The sequence below is a fragment of the Burkholderia aenigmatica genome (assembly GCF_902499175.1).
In the GTDB taxonomy this organism is placed as follows: Bacteria; Pseudomonadota; Gammaproteobacteria; order Burkholderiales; family Burkholderiaceae; genus Burkholderia; species Burkholderia aenigmatica.
The window spans coordinates 17,239-38,561 of the sequence record NZ_CABVQC010000025.1; the positions used below are offsets into that span (position 1 = coordinate 17,239).

The 21,323-nt window shown below is 63.2% G+C and carries 22 protein-coding genes and 1 tRNA gene; 4 read left to right on the forward strand and 19 right to left on the reverse strand.

Annotated features, from left to right (window positions below; translation table 11 throughout):
• Positions 1-9: 9 nt before the first annotated feature.
• Complete coding sequence (gene argC, locus BDO18943_RS18930; RefSeq protein ID WP_175023568.1) at positions 10-957, reverse strand: N-acetyl-gamma-glutamyl-phosphate reductase; 948 nt, start codon at positions 955-957, stop codon at positions 10-12.
• Positions 958-1,078: 121 nt separating this feature from the next.
• Between argC and BDO18943_RS18935 the strand changes: the two genes are divergently transcribed.
• Positions 1,079-1,963 (forward strand): LysR family transcriptional regulator, encoded by an 885-nt coding sequence (locus tag BDO18943_RS18935; protein WP_043186217.1) that lies wholly within the window; start codon positions 1,079-1,081, stop codon positions 1,961-1,963.
• Between the two features lie 69 nt (positions 1,964-2,032).
• Here the strand turns inward: BDO18943_RS18935 and BDO18943_RS18940 are convergent, their stop codons facing one another.
• The 4 genes from BDO18943_RS18940 to BDO18943_RS18955 all read right to left on the reverse strand — a co-directional run bounded on the left by BDO18943_RS18940 (position 2,033) and on the right by BDO18943_RS18955 (position 5,483).
• Positions 2,033-2,497: a hypothetical protein gene (locus BDO18943_RS18940; protein WP_175023569.1), complete on the reverse strand. Its 465-nt coding sequence runs from the start codon at positions 2,495-2,497 to the stop codon at positions 2,033-2,035.
• 60 nt (positions 2,498-2,557) lie between these two features.
• The gene (locus BDO18943_RS18945; RefSeq protein WP_043186213.1) at positions 2,558-3,775 is read right to left on the reverse strand and encodes a patatin-like phospholipase family protein; all 1,218 of its coding nucleotides are present in this window, start codon (positions 3,773-3,775) and stop codon (positions 2,558-2,560) included.
• 129 nt (positions 3,776-3,904) lie between these two features.
• Positions 3,905-4,690 carry a 3-hydroxybutyrate dehydrogenase gene (locus tag BDO18943_RS18950; RefSeq protein WP_089451531.1) on the reverse strand — a complete coding sequence of 262 codons (786 nt, stop codon included), beginning with the start codon at positions 4,688-4,690 and terminating at the stop codon, positions 3,905-3,907.
• 52 nt (positions 4,691-4,742) lie between these two features.
• Positions 4,743-5,483 carry an acetoacetate decarboxylase gene (locus BDO18943_RS18955; RefSeq protein ID WP_043186208.1) on the reverse strand — a complete coding sequence of 247 codons (741 nt, stop codon included), beginning with the start codon at positions 5,481-5,483 and terminating at the stop codon, positions 4,743-4,745.
• 443 nt (positions 5,484-5,926) lie between these two features.
• Between BDO18943_RS18955 and BDO18943_RS18960 the strand changes: the two genes are divergently transcribed.
• Positions 5,927-6,508 carry an undecaprenyl-diphosphatase gene (locus BDO18943_RS18960; protein ID WP_089451530.1) on the forward strand — a complete coding sequence of 194 codons (582 nt, stop codon included), beginning with the start codon at positions 5,927-5,929 and terminating at the stop codon, positions 6,506-6,508.
• 26 nt (positions 6,509-6,534) lie between these two features.
• On the opposite strand, the gene BDO18943_RS18965 is transcribed toward BDO18943_RS18960, so the two are convergent.
• The 3 genes from BDO18943_RS18965 to BDO18943_RS18975 form a co-directional block, all read right to left on the reverse strand.
• Positions 6,535-6,759, reverse strand: coding sequence for a hypothetical protein (locus tag BDO18943_RS18965; protein WP_175023570.1), 225 nt, complete (start codon positions 6,757-6,759; stop codon positions 6,535-6,537).
• Positions 6,760-6,935: 176 nt separating this feature from the next.
• Entirely contained in the window at positions 6,936-7,757 is an 822-nt protein-coding gene (locus BDO18943_RS18970; protein ID WP_175023571.1) for a siderophore-interacting protein, read from the reverse strand.
• Between the two features lie 38 nt (positions 7,758-7,795).
• The gene (locus tag BDO18943_RS18975; protein WP_175023572.1) at positions 7,796-8,506 is read right to left on the reverse strand and encodes a PadR family transcriptional regulator; all 711 of its coding nucleotides are present in this window, start codon (positions 8,504-8,506) and stop codon (positions 7,796-7,798) included.
• Positions 8,507-8,924: 418 nt separating this feature from the next.
• Here BDO18943_RS18975 and BDO18943_RS18980 point away from each other — a divergent pair, with 418 nt between their 5' ends.
• Together BDO18943_RS18980 and BDO18943_RS18985 are read left to right on the forward strand one after the other, a co-directional pair.
• Complete coding sequence (locus BDO18943_RS18980; RefSeq protein ID WP_235996103.1) at positions 8,925-10,019, forward strand: hypothetical protein; 1,095 nt, start codon at positions 8,925-8,927, stop codon at positions 10,017-10,019.
• Between the two features lie 16 nt (positions 10,020-10,035).
• Positions 10,036-10,152: transfer RNA gene (locus BDO18943_RS18985), tRNA-His, on the forward strand.
• Positions 10,153-10,337: 185 nt separating this feature from the next.
• On the opposite strand, the gene BDO18943_RS18990 is transcribed toward BDO18943_RS18985, so the two are convergent.
• The 11 genes from BDO18943_RS18990 to BDO18943_RS19040 form a co-directional block, all read right to left on the reverse strand.
• Positions 10,338-11,132: a DNA adenine methylase gene (locus BDO18943_RS18990; RefSeq protein ID WP_175023573.1), complete on the reverse strand. Its 795-nt coding sequence runs from the start codon at positions 11,130-11,132 to the stop codon at positions 10,338-10,340.
• A 141-nt stretch (positions 11,133-11,273) separates the two neighbouring features.
• Complete coding sequence (locus tag BDO18943_RS18995) at positions 11,274-12,008, reverse strand: DUF4376 domain-containing protein (protein ID WP_175023574.1); 735 nt, start codon at positions 12,006-12,008, stop codon at positions 11,274-11,276.
• 6 nt (positions 12,009-12,014) lie between these two features.
• Positions 12,015-12,980: a tail fiber protein gene (locus BDO18943_RS19000; protein ID WP_175023575.1), complete on the reverse strand. Its 966-nt coding sequence runs from the start codon at positions 12,978-12,980 to the stop codon at positions 12,015-12,017.
• Between the two features lie 34 nt (positions 12,981-13,014).
• On the reverse strand, positions 13,015-13,806 hold the full coding sequence (locus BDO18943_RS19005) for a hypothetical protein (RefSeq protein WP_175023576.1): 792 nt from the start codon (positions 13,804-13,806) through the stop codon (positions 13,015-13,017).
• Between the two features lie 11 nt (positions 13,807-13,817).
• Complete coding sequence (locus BDO18943_RS19010; RefSeq protein ID WP_175023577.1) at positions 13,818-16,259, reverse strand: sialate O-acetylesterase family protein; 2,442 nt, start codon at positions 16,257-16,259, stop codon at positions 13,818-13,820.
• Position 16,260: 1 nt separating this feature from the next.
• A complete protein-coding gene (locus tag BDO18943_RS19015; protein WP_122944261.1) occupies positions 16,261-16,857 on the reverse strand; it encodes a putative phage tail protein in 597 nt (198 codons plus the stop codon).
• Positions 16,854-17,918: a baseplate J/gp47 family protein gene (locus BDO18943_RS19020; protein ID WP_175023578.1), complete on the reverse strand. Its 1,065-nt coding sequence runs from the start codon at positions 17,916-17,918 to the stop codon at positions 16,854-16,856. The genes BDO18943_RS19015 and BDO18943_RS19020 overlap by 4 nt, the downstream gene beginning before the upstream one ends.
• Positions 17,918-18,268, reverse strand: coding sequence for a phage GP46 family protein (locus BDO18943_RS19025; protein ID WP_175023579.1), 351 nt, complete (start codon positions 18,266-18,268; stop codon positions 17,918-17,920). Before BDO18943_RS19025 ends, BDO18943_RS19020 begins: the two co-directional genes overlap by 1 nt.
• Positions 18,269-18,326: 58 nt before the next feature.
• Positions 18,327-18,929 carry a phage baseplate assembly protein V gene (locus BDO18943_RS19030; RefSeq protein ID WP_175023580.1) on the reverse strand — a complete coding sequence of 201 codons (603 nt, stop codon included), beginning with the start codon at positions 18,927-18,929 and terminating at the stop codon, positions 18,327-18,329.
• The gene (locus BDO18943_RS19035) at positions 18,926-20,053 is read right to left on the reverse strand and encodes a phage baseplate assembly protein (RefSeq protein ID WP_175023581.1); all 1,128 of its coding nucleotides are present in this window, start codon (positions 20,051-20,053) and stop codon (positions 18,926-18,928) included. The genes BDO18943_RS19030 and BDO18943_RS19035 overlap by 4 nt, the downstream gene beginning before the upstream one ends.
• Positions 20,037-21,323 carry a DNA circularization protein gene (locus BDO18943_RS19040; RefSeq protein ID WP_175023582.1) on the reverse strand — a complete coding sequence of 429 codons (1,287 nt, stop codon included), beginning with the start codon at positions 21,321-21,323 and terminating at the stop codon, positions 20,037-20,039. The genes BDO18943_RS19035 and BDO18943_RS19040 overlap by 17 nt, the downstream gene beginning before the upstream one ends.

Below are 21,323 nucleotides of genomic sequence, written 5' to 3' on the forward strand. Positions count from 1 at the left end.
GCACGCGGCTTACGCCGCTTTCGCCGCCCCCACCGCGCCAAGCATCAGGTCGAGATTCTGCACGGCCGCGCCGGATGCCCCTTTGCCGAGATTGTCGAACACGGCGGACAGCAGCACCTGGCCGTGTTCGGCATTGACGAACACGCCGAGCCGCAGGTCGTTGGTGCCGTTCAGCGCTTGCGGATCGAGATGCGTGAGCGCTTGCGTTTCCGCGAGCGGCATGACGTCGACATGACGCGCGCCAGCGTAATGGTGCGCGAGACACGCATGCAACTGCTCACCGGTCACGCCGGCCGGGAGCAGGCGCAACGCGATCGGTATGGTGAGCACGATGCCTTGCCGATAGGCACCGTACGCCGGCACGAACAACGGGCGGTGCGCCAGACCGGCATGCAGCTGGATCTCGGGCGCATGCTTGTGCGCGAGTGCGAGGCCGTAGACCTGTAGCGGCTTCGCGTGCAAAGCGCCTGCCGATTCGAAGGCGTCGACGGCCGCCCGCCCGCCGCCCGAGTAACCGGAGACGGCGTGGATGCTCACCGGGTAGTCGCGCGGCAGCAGGCCGGCCTGTTGCAGCGGCCGCAGCAAGGCGATCGCGCCGGTCGGGTAGCAACCCGGATTGGTGACGCGCCGCGCGTGCGCAATCGTCTGCGCATGCCCGTCGGCCATCTCGGGAAAGCCGTAGACCCATTCCGGCTGCGTGCGATGGGCCGAACTCGCGTCGATCACGCGCACCGCCGGATTGCGGATGAAGCCGACCGCTTCGCGCGCGGCCGCGTCGGGCAGGCACAGGATCGCGATGTCGGCTGCGTTGATCGCTTCGGCGCGCCGCACGGGATCCTTGCGCTCCGCATCCGGCAGCGTGACGAGCCGCAAGTCGGTGCGCCCGCGCAGGCGCTCGTGGATCAGCAATCCGGTCGTGCCTTGATCGCCGTCGATGTAGACAGTCGGGTCGCTCATGATGGTCGCACTCCTTGCGTTCGGTCGGCAGTAAAACCGTATCGTCCATCGAACGCCTAGAATAGGAAAAGTTGAATTTACTGACTGCCAGATTCAGCTTTTCTGAACGAAAGGGGGAAGGATGCGGGAGATCAGCCTGGACCGTCTGCGTACGCTGGTCGCCATCGCGGACCAAGGGTCCTTCGTCGCCGCTGCGCAGGTGCTTCATCTTGCGCCGCCGACCGTCAGTCTTCACGTTGCCGAACTGGAAAGCCGCGTCGGCGCGCCGTTGCTGTCCCGCACGCGCGGAAACGTGCGGCCGTCGGTCATCGGTGAGGTGCTGGTGGAGCGCGCGCGCCGCCTGCTGGCCGAGGTCGAAGCCACGCTGGACGATGTGCAGCGGCAGGTGCAGGGGCTGACCGGACGCGTGCGTCTCGGCGCATCGACCGGGGCGATCGCGCACCTATTGCCGCAAGCGGTAGCCCGGTTGCGCGAGCAGCATCCGGACATCGATGTCCAGATCGCGGTGCTCACGTCGCACGATACGCTGGCGCGCATTGCGCAGGGCACGCTCGATGTCGGGTTGGTGGCGCTGCCGCAGACGGCGGTCGCGGGGCTGTCGATCCGTGCGTGGCGGCGCGATCCGGTGATGGCTTTTCTGCCGGCGGACTGGCCGCTTCCGGCGCGCGTGACGCCCGGCTATCTGGCCGCCCGCCCGCTGATTCTCAACGATGCGACCACGCGGCTGTCGCGGCTCACGACGGAATGGTTCGCACTCGGCGGCCATCGGCCCGAGCCGCGGATCGAACTCAACTACAACGATGCGATCAAGAGCCTGGTCGCGGCGGGTTACGGCGCGACGCTGCTGCCGCACGAGGCCGGCGCTCCGCTACCCGATGCACGCATCGTCATGCGGCCGTTGCGTCCGGCGTTGTGGCGGGAACTGGGGATTGCCCATCGGGCGGGACCGGTCGAGCGTGCGACGCAGCACGTGCTCGATGCGTTGTGGGCGCTGAAGGCGCGATAGCGCGTGAATGCGGGACAGCCGGCGCGGCGGGTCGTGCTGGGCGCACAGGCGTACGCGCCGCGCACCGTATCAAAGCCGGTTGTCCTTCGCGAGCGTCAGCACGCGCGCCCAGCGCTGCGCATCGCGCTTGTCCATCATCGGCAGTTTCCATTCGCTGCGCACGGTATCGCGCACGCGCACGACGAGATGCCAGCGGCCGCCGATCGGCGCGGCCTGGCAGCCGTCGAGCTGCGACAGCGTATAGCGGCCGTCCGCGCCGTCGTGCGACAGCCACAGCAGCCCTTGCGTCGCAGATACGCGCAGCTCGCCCCACGCGCGATGCACGACATGGGTCCAGCCTTCTTCCTTCGTGTTCGGGGCGATGTCACGGCGGCGCTTGATCCACCAGGCGATCAGTGCGATCAGGATTGCGGCGGCGAGCACGGCGGCCGCGATTGCGACCGGCTGGCCGAATTGCGCGGCGATGACGTGAAACAGGTGAACCGCGCCCCATCCGGCAGCGATGAGCGCGAAGAGTGCGATAAAAATCGGCATGTCGAATCGGAGAAGAGGACGGACCGGCGCATGCATCGCGCCGATCCGTCGCGCACGGCATTACCGCTTGCGGTGAATGTCGTGCGTCACGAAGCCCGAGTCGTTGTTGGGCAGCGCGAGGCCGTCCTTGACTGCGAGCGTCTTGCGGATGTCGTCGAGCCCCGCGGACCAGTGGTCGCGCATCGTCGACAGACCGAACTGATAATCCTTGTAGTGATGCTCGTACGCCTTCTGCTGGTAGATCAGGTGCTGGATGTTGTACTTCTTGCTGCACGACATCGCATCGGCCTCGACACACCACGGATCGGCTTTGCGTTGTTCTTCCGGCACCTGGTCGAGCACGTGGCGCAGCACGTTGCGATAGCGCTGTTCGCGCTGCAGCGTGTCGGTGACGAAACGCGTGCGGCTCGAGTACTGCACGTCCTTCGTGCGTTCGGCGACATCGGCCATCGAGCGCGGTAGCGGCCCGCGCGCGCTCCACAGATCGACCTGGAACGCGAGCGTGTCGCGGCGCGGCCGGGCACGCAGCACTTCCATCAGCGGCGTGTTCGACACGACGCCGCCGTCCCAGTAGTACTCGCCTTCGATCTCGACCGGCGGGAACGCGGGCGGCAGCGCGCCGGACGCCATGAAGTGCTCGGGCGCGAGGCGGGTGCGCGTGTTGTCGAAGTACACGAAGTTGCCGGTGCCGACATTGACCGCGCCGACCGACACGCGCGTCTCGCCCGAGTTGATCCGGTCGAAATCGCACAGCTTCAGCAGTGTCGCGCGCAGTTGCGACGTGTCGTACCAGCTGATCTTCTCCGGATGATCGGACACGCCCGGTACCGGTGGCGGAAAGCGCGGCACGAAGAAGCCCTGCTGGCCCTGCATCATCGCGCTCGCGGCCTGCGACGCGGTGAAGAACGTGCGGATCTGGTCGATGCTGTTGAACAGCGCGAATTCGAATGCGGCCGGAACCGTCGGAAAAAACGCCGGCTTGCAGATCGTTTCCCAGAACTCGCGCAGCCGCTCGACGCGATGCTCGGGCGCATTGCCCGCGATCAGCGCGGTGTTGAGTGCGCCGATCGAGATGCCCGCGATCCAGTCGAGCGGAACGCCCGCCTCGTGCAGCCCTTCGAACACGCCGGCCTGGTACGCGCCGAGCGCGCCGCCGCCTTGCAGGACGAGCGCGATCGTCTCGTACGGCAGCGTGCGCGCGGCGGCCGGTGCGCCGGCTTCGTGATGCAGGTCTGCCGCATCGACAGCCTGTTTTTCTGTTCGGGCGTGCGGTTTCATCAGTTCTCCGAGAAATCCCGCCATGGATGGCGGAAACGGATGACGTGACGTCGACGGACGGCACGCCATCGTGAGTAGTGAGAATAGGCGGTGATGCGGGAATCGCCTCCCTGTCGGGAGGCGGGGACGTTACTGCATGAACCAGCCGTGGCTGACGATGAACGACTGGCCCGTGAGCGCGGCGCTCGGGAAGGCCGACAGGAACAGCACCGTCTGCGCGACGTCCTGCACCGTCGTGAACACTCCATCGACCGTGTTGCCGAGCATCACCTTCTTGATCACTTCCTCTTCGCTGATGCCGAGCTCCTTCGCCTGCTCCGGAATCTGCTTGTCGACCAGCGGCGTGCGCACGAAGCCCGGACACACGACGTGCGAGCGTACGTTGTGCTTCGCACCTTCCTTCGCCAGCACGCGGGCCAGGCCGAGCAGGCCGTGCTTGGCCGTCACGTAGGCCGATTTCAGCGGCGACGCTTCGTGCGAGTGGACCGAACCCATGTAGATCACGACACCGCCGCGATCGTCCTTGTACATGTGCTTGAGCGCAGCCTTGGTCGTCAGGAACGCGCCGTCGACGTGGATCGCCTGCATCTTCTTCCAGTCGGAGAACGAGTAGTTCTCGATCGGGTTGACGATCTGGATGCCTGCGTTCGACACGAGGATGTCGATCGAGCCGAACGCTTCGGCTACCTTGTCGATCCCGCTGTTCACGGCTTCCTCGTTCGTCACGTCCATCGCGACGCCGATCGCCTTGCCACCCGCCTTGACGATCTCGTCGGCGACCGCGTTCGCGCCGTCCTGGTTCAGGTCGGCGATCGCGACCGCCGCGCCCGCCTTCGCGAGCTCGAGTGCGATTTCCTTGCCGATGCCGCTCGCGGCGCCCGTGACGACTGCGGTCTTGCCATTCAGGTTGCTCATGTTCGAATTCCCGTGGTGAAAGGATTGACAGGGAGAAAGGACTGCGGACGTGTTACTGAGCCAGGTAATCGTAGACGACTTCGCCGAGGCCCAGTGTCAAATCTGCGACCAGGTGGCGGGCTTCGACGATTTCGAGCACGGGCAGGTCGGCCACGGGTGCGAGCGCGTGCGGCGCCAGCTCGAGCGATGCGGGGCCCGTCCACGCGCCCTTCATCTTGATGTCCTGCATGTAATAGCGCACCAGTTCGCAAACGCGCGCGGTGCCGTCGACGTGCGGAATGATCTTCAGCAGGAAATTGGGACCGGCGAGACGCTTGGTCTGCTCGTCGATGTCGAGTTCCTTGTGCTTGTAGCCCATCGTGCCGGTGGCGACGCGCACCTTGCCGTAGTCGAGCGTGCCGAGGATGTGGTCGGTGTTCACGTGCAGCGTGGGCGACGCGAGCTTCTTCGGGAAGCCCCACAGTTCGCGGCCGCCGGCGATCGGCGGGTGATCGTCGAGATACATCGCGAGCGTGTAGCCGCCCGGCTGGCCGTTGTATTCGACGGGAATCACCTGGCCACTTTCGGTGTAGTCGCCGAAGCCGGTCGAATCGGCCATGCGGATGAATTCGTAATGCACGAGCGGCTCGGTGATCTGCAGCGGCTCGGGGACGATTTCGCGGAGACGGTCCGGATCGGTGCGATACGTGATGATCAGGAACTCACGATCGACGAAACGGTAAGGGCCCATCGGGAAGGCAGGGCTGGTCAACGGCATCGCAAACGCTTTCGATCGGACATCGCTGGGTTTCATGCGGACTCCTTGTTGTTGATCGCTTCGTGGATGAGTGCTCGTAAGCTCGTAATCCTATGCCTGTGCGTTGCCGTTGTGCGATGCCGCATTTGGAATTAATTGTTGCCGATTTCGAAGAATTCGCGACGTAAATATTGAGATGAATGATGCAAACGGCATGGATGGCACCCGGCGTCCCGATGTTCGCACGCGTCGATGACGCCGCGATGTGAAAAAGGTGAGCCTTTACGGGATGCCGGGTGAGCCTTTTCGGGAGACGGTCGCGCGGAAATGTGACAAATGTGTGAACTTGTGCTGCAGTGCAGGCTCTAAGTGCGTTCGCCGCAGCGGGCTTCATCGCGTGCGGCGTCCGTATTAAGCATTGCTTAAGCGGGTGCGCCTTAGCATCGTTCGTATCTGGCCGGGAAACCGGCTGATTTTTTACGCCCCACGCAACCGGATTCATGCAGACCCTCAATCTCACCCTCTTTTCCGCCATCAACGCCGGGGTTGCGCCGCAGCCGGGCGTTGCCCGCCTCGCCATCTTCGCCGCCGACTGGCTCGTCTATGCGTTGCCCGCGATGCTGCTGCTGACCTGGATCTTCGGCGCGCGCCCGACGCGGCGCCAGGCGATCGAAGCCGGCGTCGGCGTGTGCGTGGCGCTCGCGCTTGCGCAGGTCATCGGGCATTTCTGGTTCTCGCCGCGCCCGTTCATGGCCGGCGTCGGCACGCAACTGATTCCGCACGCGCCGGACAGCTCGTTTCCGAGCGATCACATGACGTTCGCGTGGAGCATGGCGGCCGGGCTGATGCTGGGCGGCACGACCCGGCTCACCGGGTTCGTGATGGCCGCGATGGCCGCGGCGATTGCATGGGGGCGTATCTATGCGGGCGTGCACTGGCCGTTCGACATGGCCGGCGGCGTGCTGGTCGGCACGGCCGGCGCGCTGGCCGCGCACCTGTACGGGCAACGCGTGACCGCGCTGCTCGAACGGCTCGGCGATTCGGTGCATGCAGTCGTGATGGGCCGCCGGCACGCGCCGTAAGCGGCAGGCGATCGGGCAGGATGCCGTCAGTTGGGTGTCTTGGCCGATTCGGCCGATGCGGACGGGCCGCCGCCCGCATCGTGCAGTTCCGGCGTATCGGCCGGGTGTTGCGCGGAGTCGCGGTCCAGCGCGCTTTCCTTCAGGATCGCGCACATCGCGACGAACAGCGCGAGTACCACCGCGGCAAGGCCGCAATAGCCGGCGATCTTCAGGTTGCGAAGGAACGGCGAAGCGTGGCTTTCTTTTGTCATGACCGGGCGCTCCTGGGCGGGCTGCGGCGGCTGTCGCCCGACAGCGGCGTCGCACACACAGATATATACCAGCCACGATAGCGGTGCCAAGCCCGCTGGTGCGCCGACGCGACGATTGTGACATCGGCCGTTCGATTTCAACCGGGTACCGCTTTGTCGGGTACCCGCACCCCTTCTCAGTCTTCCAGCGTTTCGTGCACGGCCGCCGCGCCGCGCTTCCAGTACGCCGCCGCACGGATGCGCGACTTGTCGACGCCGCGCTCGCCAGTCAGGTGCTGGCGTACCGCGCGCATCGACAGCGCTTCGCCGGCCGCCCAGACGTAGCCGTCGCCGGACGGCGGCAGCGGCAGGTCGCGCACGGCATTCAGCAGCGCGTCGCCGTCCGCCGCGTCGGCTTCGGCGCGAAAGCGCCAGATTTCATGCACGTCGGCATGCGTGTCGAACGCGATCTGCGCGGTGCGATCCGCGACTTCCAGCACGACCGCCACGCGCGCACCGGCCGGCATTTCCGCGAGACGCCGCGCGACCGCCGGCAGCGCCGTATCGTCGCCGATCAGCAGGTGCCAGTCGAAACCGGTCGGGACGACGAACGAACCGCGCGGGCCGCCGATGCCGAGCCATTGGCCGACGCGTGCCTGTGCGGCCCACTGCGACGCGGGGCCCGGATGGTTCAGCACGAATTCCAGATCGAGTTCGCAGGCAGCGCGGTCGAAGCGGCGCGGCGTGAAGTCGCGCGCGACCGGCTTCGGTTCGCCTTCCGGAAACTCGGGACCGTTCGCGCCGAGCGTCGGCAGCACGGGCCGTTCGGCACCGGGCGGCGGGAAAAATACTTTCACGTGATCGTCGAACGACGCGGATTCGAAATCCGCGAGATCGGGGCCGCCGAGCGTGACGCGCAGCAGGTGCGGCGTCACGGTGTGCACGCGCAGGACCTGCAGCAAGCGGAACTTGAGGGTGTGGCGCACGCGGGTCACGGTGCGGTCGGATGTGTTCTGCATCAATCCGTTCTCCTTAGGTTTTGACGGGGCGGCGCGGATTACGCGCCGGTGCCGCCTTCGATTTCGGCCGTCGCGCGGCGCATGATCGCCGCGATGCGCCGCTGTTCGGTGGCGTCGGCGGCGCTCTTGTGCAGCAGCGCGCGCTTGAGGGCGAGACGCGCCTCGACGAACTCCGGCAGCCAGCCTGCTTGCGCTTCGTCCTGCGCTTCATTGCCCGCCGATTCCCCGGCGAACGCGCGGCGCATGAACTCCATCTTGCGTGCGAGGTGCGTGAGGCGCGCGAACAGCGTGTCGACACGTTCGCGCTGGGCGTCGAGATGCGCGCGGCCGGCGTCGGTCAGCGCGTAGCGCTTGCGGTTGCCTTCCGCCTGCGACGCGACGAAGCCGACTTCTTCGAGATACGTGAGCGCCGGGTACACCATGCCGGGGCTCGGGCTGTAGAAACCGTTCGAACGCGTGTCGAGCGCCTTGATCAGCTCGTAGCCGTGGCTCGGTTGCTCGGCGACCAGCGCGAGCAACAGCAGTTGGAGATCGTCGGAGCTGAACTGGCGGCCGCGCGGCATGCCGTCGTCGCCGAAATCGCCAAAGCCGCCGCGCCCGCCACGGCCGCCGAACGGGCCGCCACCGAGCGAGTCGTGGCCGCGACGGTGGCGGCCGATTGCGTACCAGAGACCGGCGAACCAGTCAGGGCGGGCATGCGCACCATGACCGTCGCATCGGGCATGGCCGCGGGAAGGGTTGTGTCGCATGATCGTGTCCTATATGTCGAAAAACATATCTAAAGATATATATCGAAAGATAGGGTGTCAAGGAGATTAATTGGGGGTGGGATGGGGCTTGCGATGGGTGATACCGTGCATCTTTAGGTTTGCAGAAAAGGTGGCCTTTTTTGCAGTATTTGATAAAAACTATTGAATATGAAATTTGATAAATTTTGCTGTACTTCTATCCACGAGTGGCCACAATTCTCGTAGATGCGCGTCCGGCACCTTGGGCCAAGTCAGGCTGTAATTCCAACGCGGTGTACTGTTTGAGGCTACGGAGGCAGACGGGGGGGGGATGGCGAAAAACGTACCTCAAGGACGGATCAGGTCCACGAACGGCTATTTTCGTGCGGTTGAGGCGCTGGATCGGCTGAAAAGGGCTCGTCGGCAGCAACGAGCACGCTTGGATGAGGACGCCGCACATATGGGCTTTCTGGGGCCGATGGACTCGGAAAGCGTCCCGGCCTTGGGTTTGGGCGACGATGGATTGATCGACTCGCTCGAAAAGCGAATTTTCACTTATTTGGATTCACTCTCTGATGACGAGCGCTATCTGCTGAGGAAAAGCAGCCGCAAGTGGACCCATCGAGAGCTGCTTGACGAATACGAGTGGCAGAAGGATCAGGAAGCTTGGCGGAAGCGGAGTTGGGGCGGCAGTAACTACATGCAACGGCAAAGGGAGCGAGGACGGGCCCTTGGACAAAAAGTGTCGACGCAGCTGATGCTCGACTGCCTGCCCACAACTGATCGAGCGAGCGAGCTCCTGATGCGGCAGCAGCAAGTGAGTAAATTCCTGTCGTGGTCGGCCGAGCCAGCGGAGGATCCTAAGAACGAAAGCGAACGGATCGACGCGTTCGTGGAGGCCATATGGGGCGCCCAGTCGGGGTATCGGCAAATTGTTGGACTAGACGCGCATCGCCGAGCGTTCGAGCAGTTACGTCAACGTCATTTTTTCCCGGATCTGATCGAATTGATAGGGGTGCCGGCACCAGCGCACCACCAACCGGACGGGACACTGACGACGGAGCGCAAAAGGCAACTGCTGCTGCTTGGCACTTTCCCGTGGCGCGGCATGGTGCTTACCTATGAGCGCCTTTGGAGTCCGGACGGATGGCGCCTCAGAAACGGTTTTCAATGGCGTGTGGCGACGACTTGTCACTGGCCTCGGGCTCGAACGTTTTTGACCTTAGCGGATGTGTTGCCGCAACCGCAGGCGTACGAATGGGATGACTTCGAGAAAACTTGCCTAGCATGGCGGATCCGGAAGGAAACCAAGACTGGCAAGGGCCTACCTCGAACCCCGCGGACGCTCCAATGTGAGCATTGCCAAAAATGGGTGTTCTCTGATGTGAGCAAGCGCCTCAATTTAGGGGGAATTCCTAGAAGATATTGCCTCCCTTGCGATCGAACTTTGAAGATGGCGCGTGCTATGAAGGCGATCTATAGAGAAAAAAATCCGTCTACTACGCTAAGCGGCCGTAAAAAATTTTGGGAGTAGTGGTGTTTCGTGGCATGGTGGTATTATTCTGTCGTTATGGTGCGGTTTTTGCACCCTAAAGAAGTATCGCCTGATATGTAGAGTCCAGGATTGTGATTCCTGTCGTCGTGGGTTCGAGTCCCATCAGCCACCCCAAAGAATTCCAAGCGGTATCAAGCAGTTAGAAACGGCACTGAGATTTTATCCAGTGCCGTTTTTGTTTTTAAATTCCCAATTTGGGAATTACATACCCCTCCTGTAACGTCGCGCGCGCTTTGGCACCGTTTCGCGATGGATTTGACACCTCCGCGTTAAACGCATTTCGCGGCCTGATTGGCACTAAAACAGGCCGCCCATCACACCAGGCTCCCAGTTCGTGATCACCAGCTCGCCACTCGTATCCGGCCGCCCATGGCGGTTGGCGACCGAGTAGCGAATGTCCAGCTCAAGCATGTGGAAGCCGTCGAACGCCCGCCGGATGTCCGGATGGTCGTTGATCGACACCATGACCTTGCCGCGCGCCTTGCGCATCAGTGCCGCCATAGCCTCGTACTCGCCGAACTCGAACGGCACGCCATAGCCCTCCGTCTCCCAGTACGGCGGGTCCAGGTAGATGAACGTATGCGGTCGATCGTACCGTTCCACGCACTCCCGCCAGGGGAGGTTCTCAACGTGCGTTCCGGACAGGCGTAGATGTGCCGCCGAGAGCTGTTCCTCGATCCGCAGCAGGTTCACCGATGGCGCTGTCGTGGCCGTCCCGAAGGTCTGGCCGGCCACCTTCCCGCCGAACGCATGGTGCTGCAGGTAGAAGAACCGGGCGGCGCGCTGGATGTCCGTCAGCGTCTCAGGCCGCGTCATCTGCTGCCACTTGAACACCTGCCGGCTGCTGATCGCCCATTTGAACTGGCGGACGAATTCCTCCAGATGGTGCTGCACGACGCGATACAGGTTGACCAGCTCGCCATTGACGTCGTTGATGACCTCGACGGGAGCTGGCACCGGTCGCAGGAAGTAAAGCGCTGCGCCGCCGCAGAACGCCTCGACGTAGCACTCATGAGGCGGAAACAGGGGAATCAGCTTGTCGGCCAGGCGGCGCTTACCGCCGAGCCACGGAATAATTGGTGTCGGTTGCATTTATTGGCTAATCGAGTCCGGCCGTGATAGCCTTCGTCCGCCTCTGCAGGGGTGACGTGGCCTTGCCGGATTCGCAGTGCACTCTGCGGGTACGGGGCGTGCCTGGTGCTCCAACACCTGGCACGTCGCCGCGTCCTTTTCCTACTCTTGCGGCCAGACGACAGCGGTCAGCGCCGCTTCGTCCTGTGCTTCCGCGATCCTGTTCTTGAGCTGCGTCGCGACCTGGTACGCCGCCGGTTGCCGTTCCGCCGCTGCCATGGCCAGCCCCACCATCCCGTCCGCATCGAACGTGACGTCGACGCCGTCGACCGACGTCCAGATTGCCGTGTACGGCTGTTCCGCGAGTTTGGCGACGGCCGCGAGTTGCGCCATCGATGCAATCTGCGCAATCGTGCCGGCATCCGCGCTGAAGCGGCTCCCTCGATAGACGAACGGCGACGCCAGCACCTCATCGCGCTTTTTGTCGACTGCAGCCGTCGCTGCCGCCCGCGCGCTGGCGATGTCGAACGTCCAGCTCGAACCGTCCCATACGTAGCAACCATCCGGCTTCGGGAGCGTGGTGAACTCGGCCGGCATGTCGCCGAGGCCGTCCCACGCGGCCGACCGGGTGTCCGCCACGCCGATCTCGTAACGGCTGCCATCGGCTGTGCGGTAGATCGGTGTCGACCTGTGGTCCTGGACGACTTCCCACGTGCCGCCCTCGATCGACGTTGCGCGAGCGACGTGCCCGGCAGGGGCATCCGGTGCCGCATCGAGCATGGCGAATGCCGGCACCTGGCGGTCGCCGGCCGGCCCGATGTACGCGACGCTGCTGCCGGCGTAGACAAGCGTAGCCGGATCAAAGTGATGAACGGCCACGGCCTCTTTGCTTTCCATACGACCTCACATAACGCGCATGATGAACACGTAACCCGTGCCGCGCTGACGGGTTTCCGTTCCGCCCGCGTTACTGACCGTCACGGGGTGGGTGTGGTCGGGGGCGACACTGGTGTTGAAGTTGTGGGCGTGCGGGCCTACGTACGGGATTGAGTGCGCGTGATCAGGTGCGGTGTGGATGTCAGCCGAGTCGCCATCACCGACCGCCTGTTCGCTGCCGCTGTTCGTTGTATCGCTACCCGTGATCGAGCCGACATATGGCGGCTTCAGGAGGCGCGTGAAGCCTTCCGGAGCTGGGTTCCATGCGCCGGCACCGCCGGTCGCACCGCCGTGATCGTGACCGCCCTGAGCGTCAGTCGTGCCGGTATGAAGGTGGCTGCCGGCACTGCCCGTCGACGCCGGGTGATTGTGGGGCTGCATGTCGCCGGCGAGCCAGTCACCGATCGCCGAGCCACGCACGCCGCGCCCGAGATCCGCGCCGTAGATTGCCTCACCACGCAGGTCCGGAAACCGGATCGTCGTCGCCCCGTCGCCGCGCGAGAATTTCGTACGGTGGATCGGTGACGCAAGCCAGTCGGCATCGTCGACGATGACACCGCTGGCCAGCACGAACTGCGACATCACCTGATAGTCGGTCCGCTGCACCGTTTGCCCCATCGCGACAACGCAGTTCGACGGAATGCGATCCGGCGTTCCGACGAATGGCACCGGTACGCCGAGCGGCAGGCCCGAGCGCTTCGATAGCTCCAGGATGGCCAGCAGTAGCTGCGTGCCGTCGCCCTTGCGCAACTGGATGCCGGCCTCCTCGATCGCGATGCACAGATTCTCTTGGATGTCGTTCGCGATGTCGGCCGTCAGGTACGTTGCGATCCTGCCGGTAAGCGGATCGCCGCGATCGAAGTAGCCAGGCTTTCCCTCGACCAGAGGGGCTGGCTTGGTCGCGACAGCGGTGGCGTGATCGATACGATGCATGAGCTGCTACCTCGATGTATGCGTGGAGCGTGGCTTAGATGACGATGCCGCGCTTGGCGTAGAACGTGCGGAAGAACGAACCCATCATGCTGACCTCGGGCAGCGTCAGCGCGCGGTAATACATCGACACATGAGCGAGATCGACCGGCCCAGCTTCGTCGTGGTACGAGCTGCCGATCAGAAAAGTATCTGCACTGATATCGTCCTGCTTCCCAGCGTCTCCCGGCGTCGTCGCCGTTCTGTTATTCGTAAGGTCAAAGATCGTGCGATTGATACCATCCTTCACGAAGGCATACAGGTGCCAGGCGGTCGTATCAACGTTAACGATATTTGCGCCGACAACGCTGGCTTCCGAGCCGGCAACACCACTCCATTGACCGGCGATACCGGCTACCGAACCAGCTGCAGTTCCTGCGGCCGTGGTGACTTGATTGATATAGAGCGACGTGCCGATACCATTGGCGGTCGGATCGCCGACGCGCGGTGCCCAGTACGTCGAGATGAAGAACGGATTCGGGTAATACTGGCCGCCACTCGGCTTGATTTCGGGCGAACGACCGATCGCGAATATCGTGTAGTCCGGTTGCTGCGTTACCACCGTCTTGAGGTAGTTTGTGGCACCGACCAGGGACACATAGCGCTCCGACAGGACCGGCGTGCCGATCACGTCAGAATCACCAACACCGATAGCGAGATTCTTGCCGAGCGGTCCGAACTTCGAACCGAAGAAATGCCACAGCTTCAGCGAGTCGTCGGCGATCGGAGGGATGAAGCCAATGTTCGATCCTTCGAAACTGCTGGTCGGCGAGACGAGTGCGAGAGTCATCTGTCGTGTCCTTATGCTTGCGCTACAGTGAATTGACCGGCGACGATCCAGTTCGGAGCCGGGTACGGTTTGTCGAGGTAATCAGCGCGATTCTCCCAATCGCCCATCCCTTCGTTGAGGATGTACGCATAGCGCGACATCGTCTTCATGCGATCGCTATCCGTCACGCTCGCGCGGCCGTGGTTGTTCGCGTTATCGGCCACGCGCAAGCGCAGCGTGCCGACCGGATTCCGGGGAAGCGTCAGGAGGATCTGCGTATCGCTGACGATCGTGATTGACGCCGGTACGAACACGCCCGCGTTGTCGACAAACGAGAATCCCTTGTTCGGCAGATCAGTGCGCGTGTCCATCACGAACGGCAGGTCGAATTTGATCGGCGGTTCCGGCACGTTCAGATCGACCAGAACCTGCCGGCCGCGACGCGATGCCTGGCGTACATACAGCGGTTGCCAATCCTCGCCGCGCAGCATCCGCACGGCGACCTTGCCGAACATGCAACCGAACCAGCGCGCGCCGTTGGCCTCGAAGTGGCTGTCGGACTTCACCGGGAACGGGTACTCCGGCGTCGCGAGTCGGATGTACTCGCCTTCGAGACTGAGTTCGAGCTGCGCGGTGCCGATCGATAGGTTTGTTGCGTCGACCGTGTAGTTCGCACCCGTCTGACCGAGCAGCGCGATAAACGGCAGCGGCTGATGCGTGATGGCCATAACGTCTGCGCGCACGTCCGAAATCAGCTTCGACAACAGCGCCTTGTATTGGTCTTTGTCTTGCGTCGCGCCGTTGCCGAAGTTGTTGACCGCGCTGTAATTCCACTCGCCCTGGTTGAAGTTGAACATCACCACGCCGCACGTCTTGCCGGCCGCAGTCGCGATCGCCTGTACGCGCGTGACGGCGTCGATGATCCGGTTATAGAGGTTCGGGTTTGCCCCTTTGGACAGATCCTCGACCGACTTGCCGTCGACGCCGCAATTCAGCACGACAAACTGCGGCCCCTTGTCATCCGCGACATTCATCTGCCGGGCAGTCATCGCCTTGATGAACACGGCTTGCGCCTCGCTCAACGATTCGCCCATCGCGAAGTCATTGGGTTGCAGCCACGAAATATCCGTCAAGATATTTCCCGCACCATCTTGCGTCGTACCGGCGAGCGGCTTTAGCACCGATGCGCCGCCGACTGGCTCGAACGTCGTGCCACTCGTAACGCCGACCGGCCGAATCGAGTTGCCGAGCATGAACAAACCGGCGATCGGATTGAACGGCAGAGCAGGAAAGGCGCGGAACCCGTTCGAAAGAGACTGACCGTACGTCAGGATGATGTTGAGATCGAACACCGGCCGTTGAAAGTCGGTTGTGACCGCCGACTTCAAGTTCTGCGCATAGACGAGATTCGCCGTGTTGCGCGCGTCGATCTCAGCTGCCGCGAACCCGTCGTTCGGTTCCGCGTCGCTACCGGACACGACACCACCAGGCATGACGATCGCGCCATCCGCTGTCGACATACGCAAAATGAACCCTTCGCCGTCCATGACCACTTCGACCGGCTCGGGGCCAAACGAGGCGGGCCATACCATGTCGCGCAGCGTCCGATCTTTCAACGCAATGGAGGGGCTCGCGATGCCGTTGACATACGTTTCGACACCGGCAGTCTCATACTCGCCGTTGGTGCGTCGGATGCTGACGATGAAGCCTTCTTCATCCATCTCAATCTGCGACGGCGGCTCGCCGGTGTACGGCCATGCGATCGACGAAATGCTATCGCCGTTACGCAGCACCAGTACGCCTCGCGTATCGAGTCGCGCAATTTCATCGCCGTCGAGGTTAGTGAAGACGTGACCGGCACCAGATGCGAATGTCGCCGCCGGCATGCTGATTCTTCCTTCACCCTCAATAGCAGCGAGCACGTAGCCGTCTTCATCCCGGAACACCCAATCGGGGAATTCCCGAGCCGTGCGCCGATTAACGGCCGCCTGCAGGTCAGCGACCGCGCCGGCGGCCGGGTACGTGGCAACGAGCGTCGATACCGAATTCGCGTTCACGCGGCGATACTCGTATGCCGCGACGCTGAACCCGTCGCCTTGCACCTTGAACGCCTGTCCATCCGCGACCGCAGCTCGGCCAGTCGGCTCGTCGACGTACAGACCGGGCTGGATGATCGCCGCGTCGCTCGCCGCTTTCGCGACGAGCGCACTGGATGCGGCCGACTCGGCGGCGGATGTCGCCTGCATGTTCGACGTCGTAGCCGAATCGGCAGATGCTGCTGCAGCGTCCGCTGCCGCGCGCGCTTCCTGCGTCACGGGCGCGGCTTGCCCCGCGAGCGGCGCGACATACTCGGCCAGATCGTGTGCCGTTCCTGCATACGTCTTGCTGTCTAGAACCAGAGGCAACAGTTCGCGACCGCTCAAAGCGCCGACTCTCTGCTTTTGAGAGAGTCGAGTAGTGCCGGTGTCAGCCATGTCAGCTCATGTCCAGGTATTGATCATCCTCCGTGAGAAGAAAGCCATCGCCTTCTTCGAACAGGAAGAGATTGGGGTTGCCGCCGTAGTTGAAGATCAGCACGATGTGCGCCATTGCGATGCGCCGCATGACCGATTCGAGCAGCGCGTTGCCGTATGGCTGGTGATCGGCACGCGCGTTGATCTGAAGTGCATACATCCAGTCATCCCCATACAGGGGCTGCTCGACAGGACTCTCGACCTGGAACGGATGAAACTCGGTGAACGAGATGCTGTATCCGAGCCTGAGTGCGGCCCACACCATCACGTCGCGCGTGAATTCGCCGGTCTCATTGATCCGTTGAATGAGCGACGCGAGGCGCAGCTCGAGCGACTGGTTCGCGCCGAGCGACGGATCCGGCAGGCCGTACACGCGCTCCCACGACGCGAGCATCTCCAAGTCGCCGTCCGGCGTGATCGCGTCGAGCGTGGCCAGCCCGTTGGCCTGCGCATCGTCGAGCACCTTGCCTTCGGCTGCCAATGCGGCAGCGATGCGCTGGCCGGTGCTGTCGTAGCTCGTCGGCGGCAGCAGGAGCGCGAGAAGCGTCGCGTGCTTCATGCCATGTCCTCGATCGTGATCAGCCCGAGGCGCGCCCACTGAACTGCGGATGCGTCGATGACGGTCGACACGTTGCCGGCCGGCGTCACGAAGTTGCGGTCGACGACGCCGTTTGCGTCCGACACGATGCCTTCGAGCTTCGACTTCACGACAGTCGCGCCCGGTACCAGCGAGTCGTAGTAAGACGCGAACTGCGGCGTGATCACGGTCTTCAGCGTGTCCTTATCGACACCTTCGAGCTTGACCTGGATCACGTGGTCGACCACGACCAGCTCCGGAGCGAAGACGCTGATCCCGCGACACGCGCCGGGCCGGTTCAGGTTGATGTTGAGCATAACCGCGTCGATCTCGTCCTGGCTCGGCAGCGCGTTTCCGCTCACCACGACGACATCGATATGGCCGACTGCCGTGCGATGCGGATACACATACGCGGCCGTGATCCCCGGAACTTCGAGCGCCCAGCGCCGGTAGTCCGAAAGCTTCCCCGAGCCGGGAGGATTGCGCAGCCGGTCAAGCAGGCGCGAGAGCAACTGACTGTAGGTTTCGGTTTCTAGGCCACCCGTCATCGTCAGCAACGTGGCTTGACTCTGCAGGCCGGACGGAACCGACATGAGCTGCACAGAAACCGGGCTGGCGATGTTGCTCGCCGAGCCAGTGTCGTTGGCGGCCACCGTGACGACGGCCGTTCCATCCGCACCGATGGTTCCAGACGACGTCGTCGTGTAACCCAATGCGCCGATGTTGAAACGCAGGCCGGACGGAACAGCCGTTGTAACGGCTCCGAACACCTTCAGCGTGCCGCTCGCAGCAACCGCCGGCTTCAACGACATTCCGTAGAGCGCGGCGTGGCGCAGCAAGTATTCCGGGTCGGCGCTGTCCGGGAAGATCTGTTTCGTCTGCCACTGCTGATAGGCATACAGCCCTTCAACAGCACTGCCGACGCCGCTCGCGCGCACGAAGTAATCGGAATCGGAGCTGGTGTCCGCTTCGGGCAACTGGTTCAAAATCTCCCGCAGCTGATCGGCTCGAATCTCGTCCAGGTTCTTGACCACGGCTGCCATCAGGACACCTTTACCGGATGCTTGAAATGTTGAACGTCACCAGTCGCGTCCGTGACGGCGATCAACAACACCATCCAGCCTGGCTGGAAGTCGGCGGTGGTGATAGTGATGTCGGAGGCACGACGATCGTCGAGCAGCGGCTGCAGCGCTTGCTCGGCATACTGGACAGCGAGGCTGCGCACGCGCGGCGTGTCTTTCTCGCGTTGGAGTTCGTGCAGACGCGATCCCAGGTTGGGATCGGCCCAATAGGAGCCGAGTGGCGTTTGAAGTCGGAGATACACCGCGTTCGCGAGCGATTGCGTGCGCGTGCCGGTGTAGTCTCCAGTCGTCGGGTCGAGAAGCGCGTCCATGCGTCGATTGTCGCGAGCATGGACGGTTTGAACGCGTGGTTGGTTGTCCCTGGGACGGCTAGAGCGGCTCGCCGGTCGTGCCGCCTGAGTCGCCGGGATGCTTGTGGTGGACGAGACTCTTGCCGTCTGCCTCTACGTCCTGCGTGACCCTCATGCTGCCGTCGACCTCGACACCGTCGCCACCCGATACGGCCATGCCGCCCTGGCCGGTGATCTGCTCCTGGACGTTCAGCTTCTTCGTCATGTTGACGGTAGGCGTGTCGATGTTCACCGCCTTGCTCGCGTTGATGTTGAGTGTCTCGGTCGTGATGTCGATGACACGACCGTTGCGCATCACGATCGAATCACCCTCGGCCGTATATATCGCCGTCTCCCCCGACTTTAAACTCTGGATTCGAGTCCCATGTTCGGTTGCCACGATCACACCGTGGCTGGTTTTGCCCCCGATCGGGATGACAACTGCCTGCGATCCGGCCGGCGGGTTGGAAGTGAATCCGTAGTGCTGGAACAGCTCAAGGTCCGGCGTAGTCTCGCCGGCAAGCCCGTCGACCTGGGCGAGCTGCACGGGCGTGTCGCTCGCACAGAGCGAGATCACGGCGCGGTATGCCTGGCGCACTCCCGAGAGCGCGCGATCGATTTGTTTCTGGACCTCGCGAATCATTGCTTCGACTCCGTTGTGTTGCCGCTCGCGTCGGTCGTGATGATCGACAGCGGGCCGCTTTCCTTGTGGCGATGCTTGCGCTTCGTGTGCGGATGCGCGTCGAGCACCCATACACCATCTTCCTTCAGCGTGAGCGTCGTTCGCGCGCCGACCTCGCGGCCACCCTCGAACCGTCGCCCCATCAGGAAGTAGATCGCGTCGATACCGTACTCCTCCCATACGATGTGGACACGCTGTCCCGGCTTCCACAACGTGCCGCCTGCGGTGCGATGCCCCTTGACCACGGCTTTCAGCGTATGCGCATGGAGACGCGAATCCGAGATGATCTTGCGAGCGCGGGCCGTGACGGCGTCGAGGTTCGGTGCGTCATGGTCTACGTAGACCTTCGGGCGGTAGACCGACACCTGCGAATCCTTGACGGTCGCTTTCAACGCGTTCTTTCCGCGCTCGGCTCGACTGCCATGCGATTGGGCTAACACGGTCACGTCAGAGTAACGTTCGGCGATCGACTGATCTTCGTCGAACGATTCCACGTTGTTGCCGACACCGTCGATGCGCATGATCAGTTTCGCAACAGGCGGGGCGTTATAGTCCGGGCCGCCGATAACCAGCGTGCCGTCCGGATCGAACCACGGCCACAAGCCTTCGCCTTCGGCCGCATGAACCAGGGTATCCCACGCGGTATCGCCTGGATCGACCGACACCTTGTCCCAGGCGGGGATCTCTTTCGAGGTGTCGATCCGTACCTTGGTGATGCCGAGCGGCCGCACAATGCTCGCGACAACGTCGTGAAGCGTGACTTGCTTTGCGGTAAAGATGGGCGCGGAGCAATCGCGAAGGATCGCCGCCAGATCCCGGCCGTTGATCGACAGCGTCTTCTGCGTCTTGCTGGTGCGGCGGCGGATCGCATCCACGTAACCGACGAGTACGGTCTCGGAGCCGACCTTGACCTGCACCGGCTTGCCGGCCGCGATCGACGCCGGCATGGGGCCGTTCGGTTTCGCCAGGCGTACTTCCCACGCGTCGGCCGGCGTGAGCAGGTCCGAGTCGATCGAGTAGGCCGTCCATTTACTATGGACGTGGCCACCGATCAGGACCGAAACGGTGTCATCGTGCGTAGCCACGCAGCACGTCTCCCCGGTTGACGAAGTTGGGATTGCGGATACTTGGATTAAGGCGCATCAACTCGGCCGAGCGCGAGTAGTCGCCGTACCAGCGGAACGAGATCAACGTCAGGTTGGACGGCGATTCGATCGTTCGCGACACGATCGGCGGCAACTGGTCGATCACGTCGACGGCCAGTTCCTGCACCGCCAGCGCCGTATCTTTCATCGGCTCAACGACCGGGCGATATTCGACGAGCGGCAGGGTTTCCCGCGTGTCGTCGATCGCCGTCTGCAGGCGAGTGCGCGTGTCGTTCGAGATCGACTCGATGTTGTCGGGTGTCAACGTTGGCTTGTCCAGCTCGTTCGCCAGCACATCCGACGCGATGCCGGCCAGCGTCGTGGCGACAACTGCGCTGACCAACGTAGAGACCATCGCAACGTCAGCCGGATCGGCATCGCGCGATCGCGATGCGGCTGCGATCGACGCGTTACCGGCCGCCGACGGGGGCGTACCTGGAATCGCTAGGGTTTCGCCGGACGAAGCCGACGCCGGCAACTTGACGATGGTGTCCATCTGCGACAACAGGCCGCCCCAGTCCGACATGACAAGCCCCGCGTCGAACGCGCGAAAATCGGTGACGCCGCTGACCAGGCCGATCAAGTCGCTCGCGAATGCACGCGGGAAATCGACGTAGTCGAGGACCGTCGACCGGAAGCCGGTGACGAGACTGCGGATCGGCCCGAGCGTGTCGGCCATCAGGTCGCGCAACGCATTGAGACGCCGCAGTCCGGCTTTCGACGACTTCAAGGCATCCATTGCCGTGGCGAATGCGCTCACGCTATTGTCTTGTGCTGTCTGCGCGACCTGAGCGGTGGCGTCCGCACGTTGCGTCGCGACTTCACCCGTGAAGAACGGATTCCCTGGATTGGCCTTCGCAAAGCGCAGCTCGACCTGGCACGCATCGACATCGTCGGCCGTGTGCGACACGTGGCCACCGAGGAATTGCATGCTCGGCATGCTGCCGAACACCGGATGCACCAGTTCGCCTGGTCCCGGCTGCGAGATCGCGTTTAAAAATTTCTTCAGCCGTTCTTCGTAGTCGTCGCCGAAGAAGATAGCCGTGAGCGATGTTTCGCGCGCTTTTTGACCCAGATCGACGATGTCCTCGCCGTCGACGTAGGGATATGCGTAGCGGGCGACCTCACGTTCGATCGGATCGTCGGTGCGCTGGACGTCGAACACAACGCCCCGGAACGATGCATCCTGCAAAGTATCTTTCCACGCCAT

What these genes read in the sequence shown, in the direction of transcription:
- argC (WP_175023568.1), bottom strand. Translation starts at nt 957, where the DNA reads ATGAGCGACCCGACTGTCTACATCGACGGCGATCAAGGCACGACCGGA.
- BDO18943_RS18935 (WP_043186217.1), top strand. Translation starts at nt 1,079, where the DNA reads ATGCGGGAGATCAGCCTGGACCGTCTGCGTACGCTGGTCGCCATCGCG.
- BDO18943_RS18940 (WP_175023569.1), bottom strand. Translation starts at nt 2,497, where the DNA reads ATGCCGATTTTTATCGCACTCTTCGCGCTCATCGCTGCCGGATGGGGC.
- BDO18943_RS18945 (WP_043186213.1), bottom strand. Translation starts at nt 3,775, where the DNA reads ATGAAACCGCACGCCCGAACAGAAAAACAGGCTGTCGATGCGGCAGAC.
- BDO18943_RS18950 (WP_089451531.1), bottom strand. Translation starts at nt 4,690, where the DNA reads ATGAGCAACCTGAATGGCAAGACCGCAGTCGTCACGGGCGCCGCGAGC.
- BDO18943_RS18955 (WP_043186208.1), bottom strand. Translation starts at nt 5,483, where the DNA reads ATGAAACCCAGCGATGTCCGATCGAAAGCGTTTGCGATGCCGTTGACC.
- BDO18943_RS18960 (WP_089451530.1), top strand. Translation starts at nt 5,927, where the DNA reads ATGCAGACCCTCAATCTCACCCTCTTTTCCGCCATCAACGCCGGGGTT.
- BDO18943_RS18965 (WP_175023570.1), bottom strand. Translation starts at nt 6,759, where the DNA reads ATGACAAAAGAAAGCCACGCTTCGCCGTTCCTTCGCAACCTGAAGATC.
- BDO18943_RS18970 (WP_175023571.1), bottom strand. Translation starts at nt 7,757, where the DNA reads ATGCAGAACACATCCGACCGCACCGTGACCCGCGTGCGCCACACCCTC.
- BDO18943_RS18975 (WP_175023572.1), bottom strand. Translation starts at nt 8,506, where the DNA reads ATGCGACACAACCCTTCCCGCGGCCATGCCCGATGCGACGGTCATGGT.
- BDO18943_RS18990 (WP_175023573.1), bottom strand. Translation starts at nt 11,132, where the DNA reads ATGCAACCGACACCAATTATTCCGTGGCTCGGCGGTAAGCGCCGCCTG.
- BDO18943_RS18995 (WP_175023574.1), bottom strand. Translation starts at nt 12,008, where the DNA reads ATGGAAAGCAAAGAGGCCGTGGCCGTTCATCACTTTGATCCGGCTACG.
- BDO18943_RS19000 (WP_175023575.1), bottom strand. Translation starts at nt 12,980, where the DNA reads ATGCATCGTATCGATCACGCCACCGCTGTCGCGACCAAGCCAGCCCCT.
- BDO18943_RS19005 (WP_175023576.1), bottom strand. Translation starts at nt 13,806, where the DNA reads ATGACTCTCGCACTCGTCTCGCCGACCAGCAGTTTCGAAGGATCGAAC.
- BDO18943_RS19010 (WP_175023577.1), bottom strand. Translation starts at nt 16,259, where the DNA reads ATGGCTGACACCGGCACTACTCGACTCTCTCAAAAGCAGAGAGTCGGC.
- BDO18943_RS19015 (WP_122944261.1), bottom strand. Translation starts at nt 16,857, where the DNA reads ATGAAGCACGCGACGCTTCTCGCGCTCCTGCTGCCGCCGACGAGCTAC.
- BDO18943_RS19020 (WP_175023578.1), bottom strand. Translation starts at nt 17,918, where the DNA reads ATGGCAGCCGTGGTCAAGAACCTGGACGAGATTCGAGCCGATCAGCTG.
- BDO18943_RS19025 (WP_175023579.1), bottom strand. Translation starts at nt 18,268, where the DNA reads ATGGACGCGCTTCTCGACCCGACGACTGGAGACTACACCGGCACGCGC.
- BDO18943_RS19030 (WP_175023580.1), bottom strand. Translation starts at nt 18,929, where the DNA reads ATGATTCGCGAGGTCCAGAAACAAATCGATCGCGCGCTCTCGGGAGTG.
- BDO18943_RS19040 (WP_175023582.1), bottom strand. Translation starts at nt 21,323, where the DNA reads ATGGCGTGGAAAGATACTTTGCAGGATGCATCGTTCCGGGGCGTTGTG.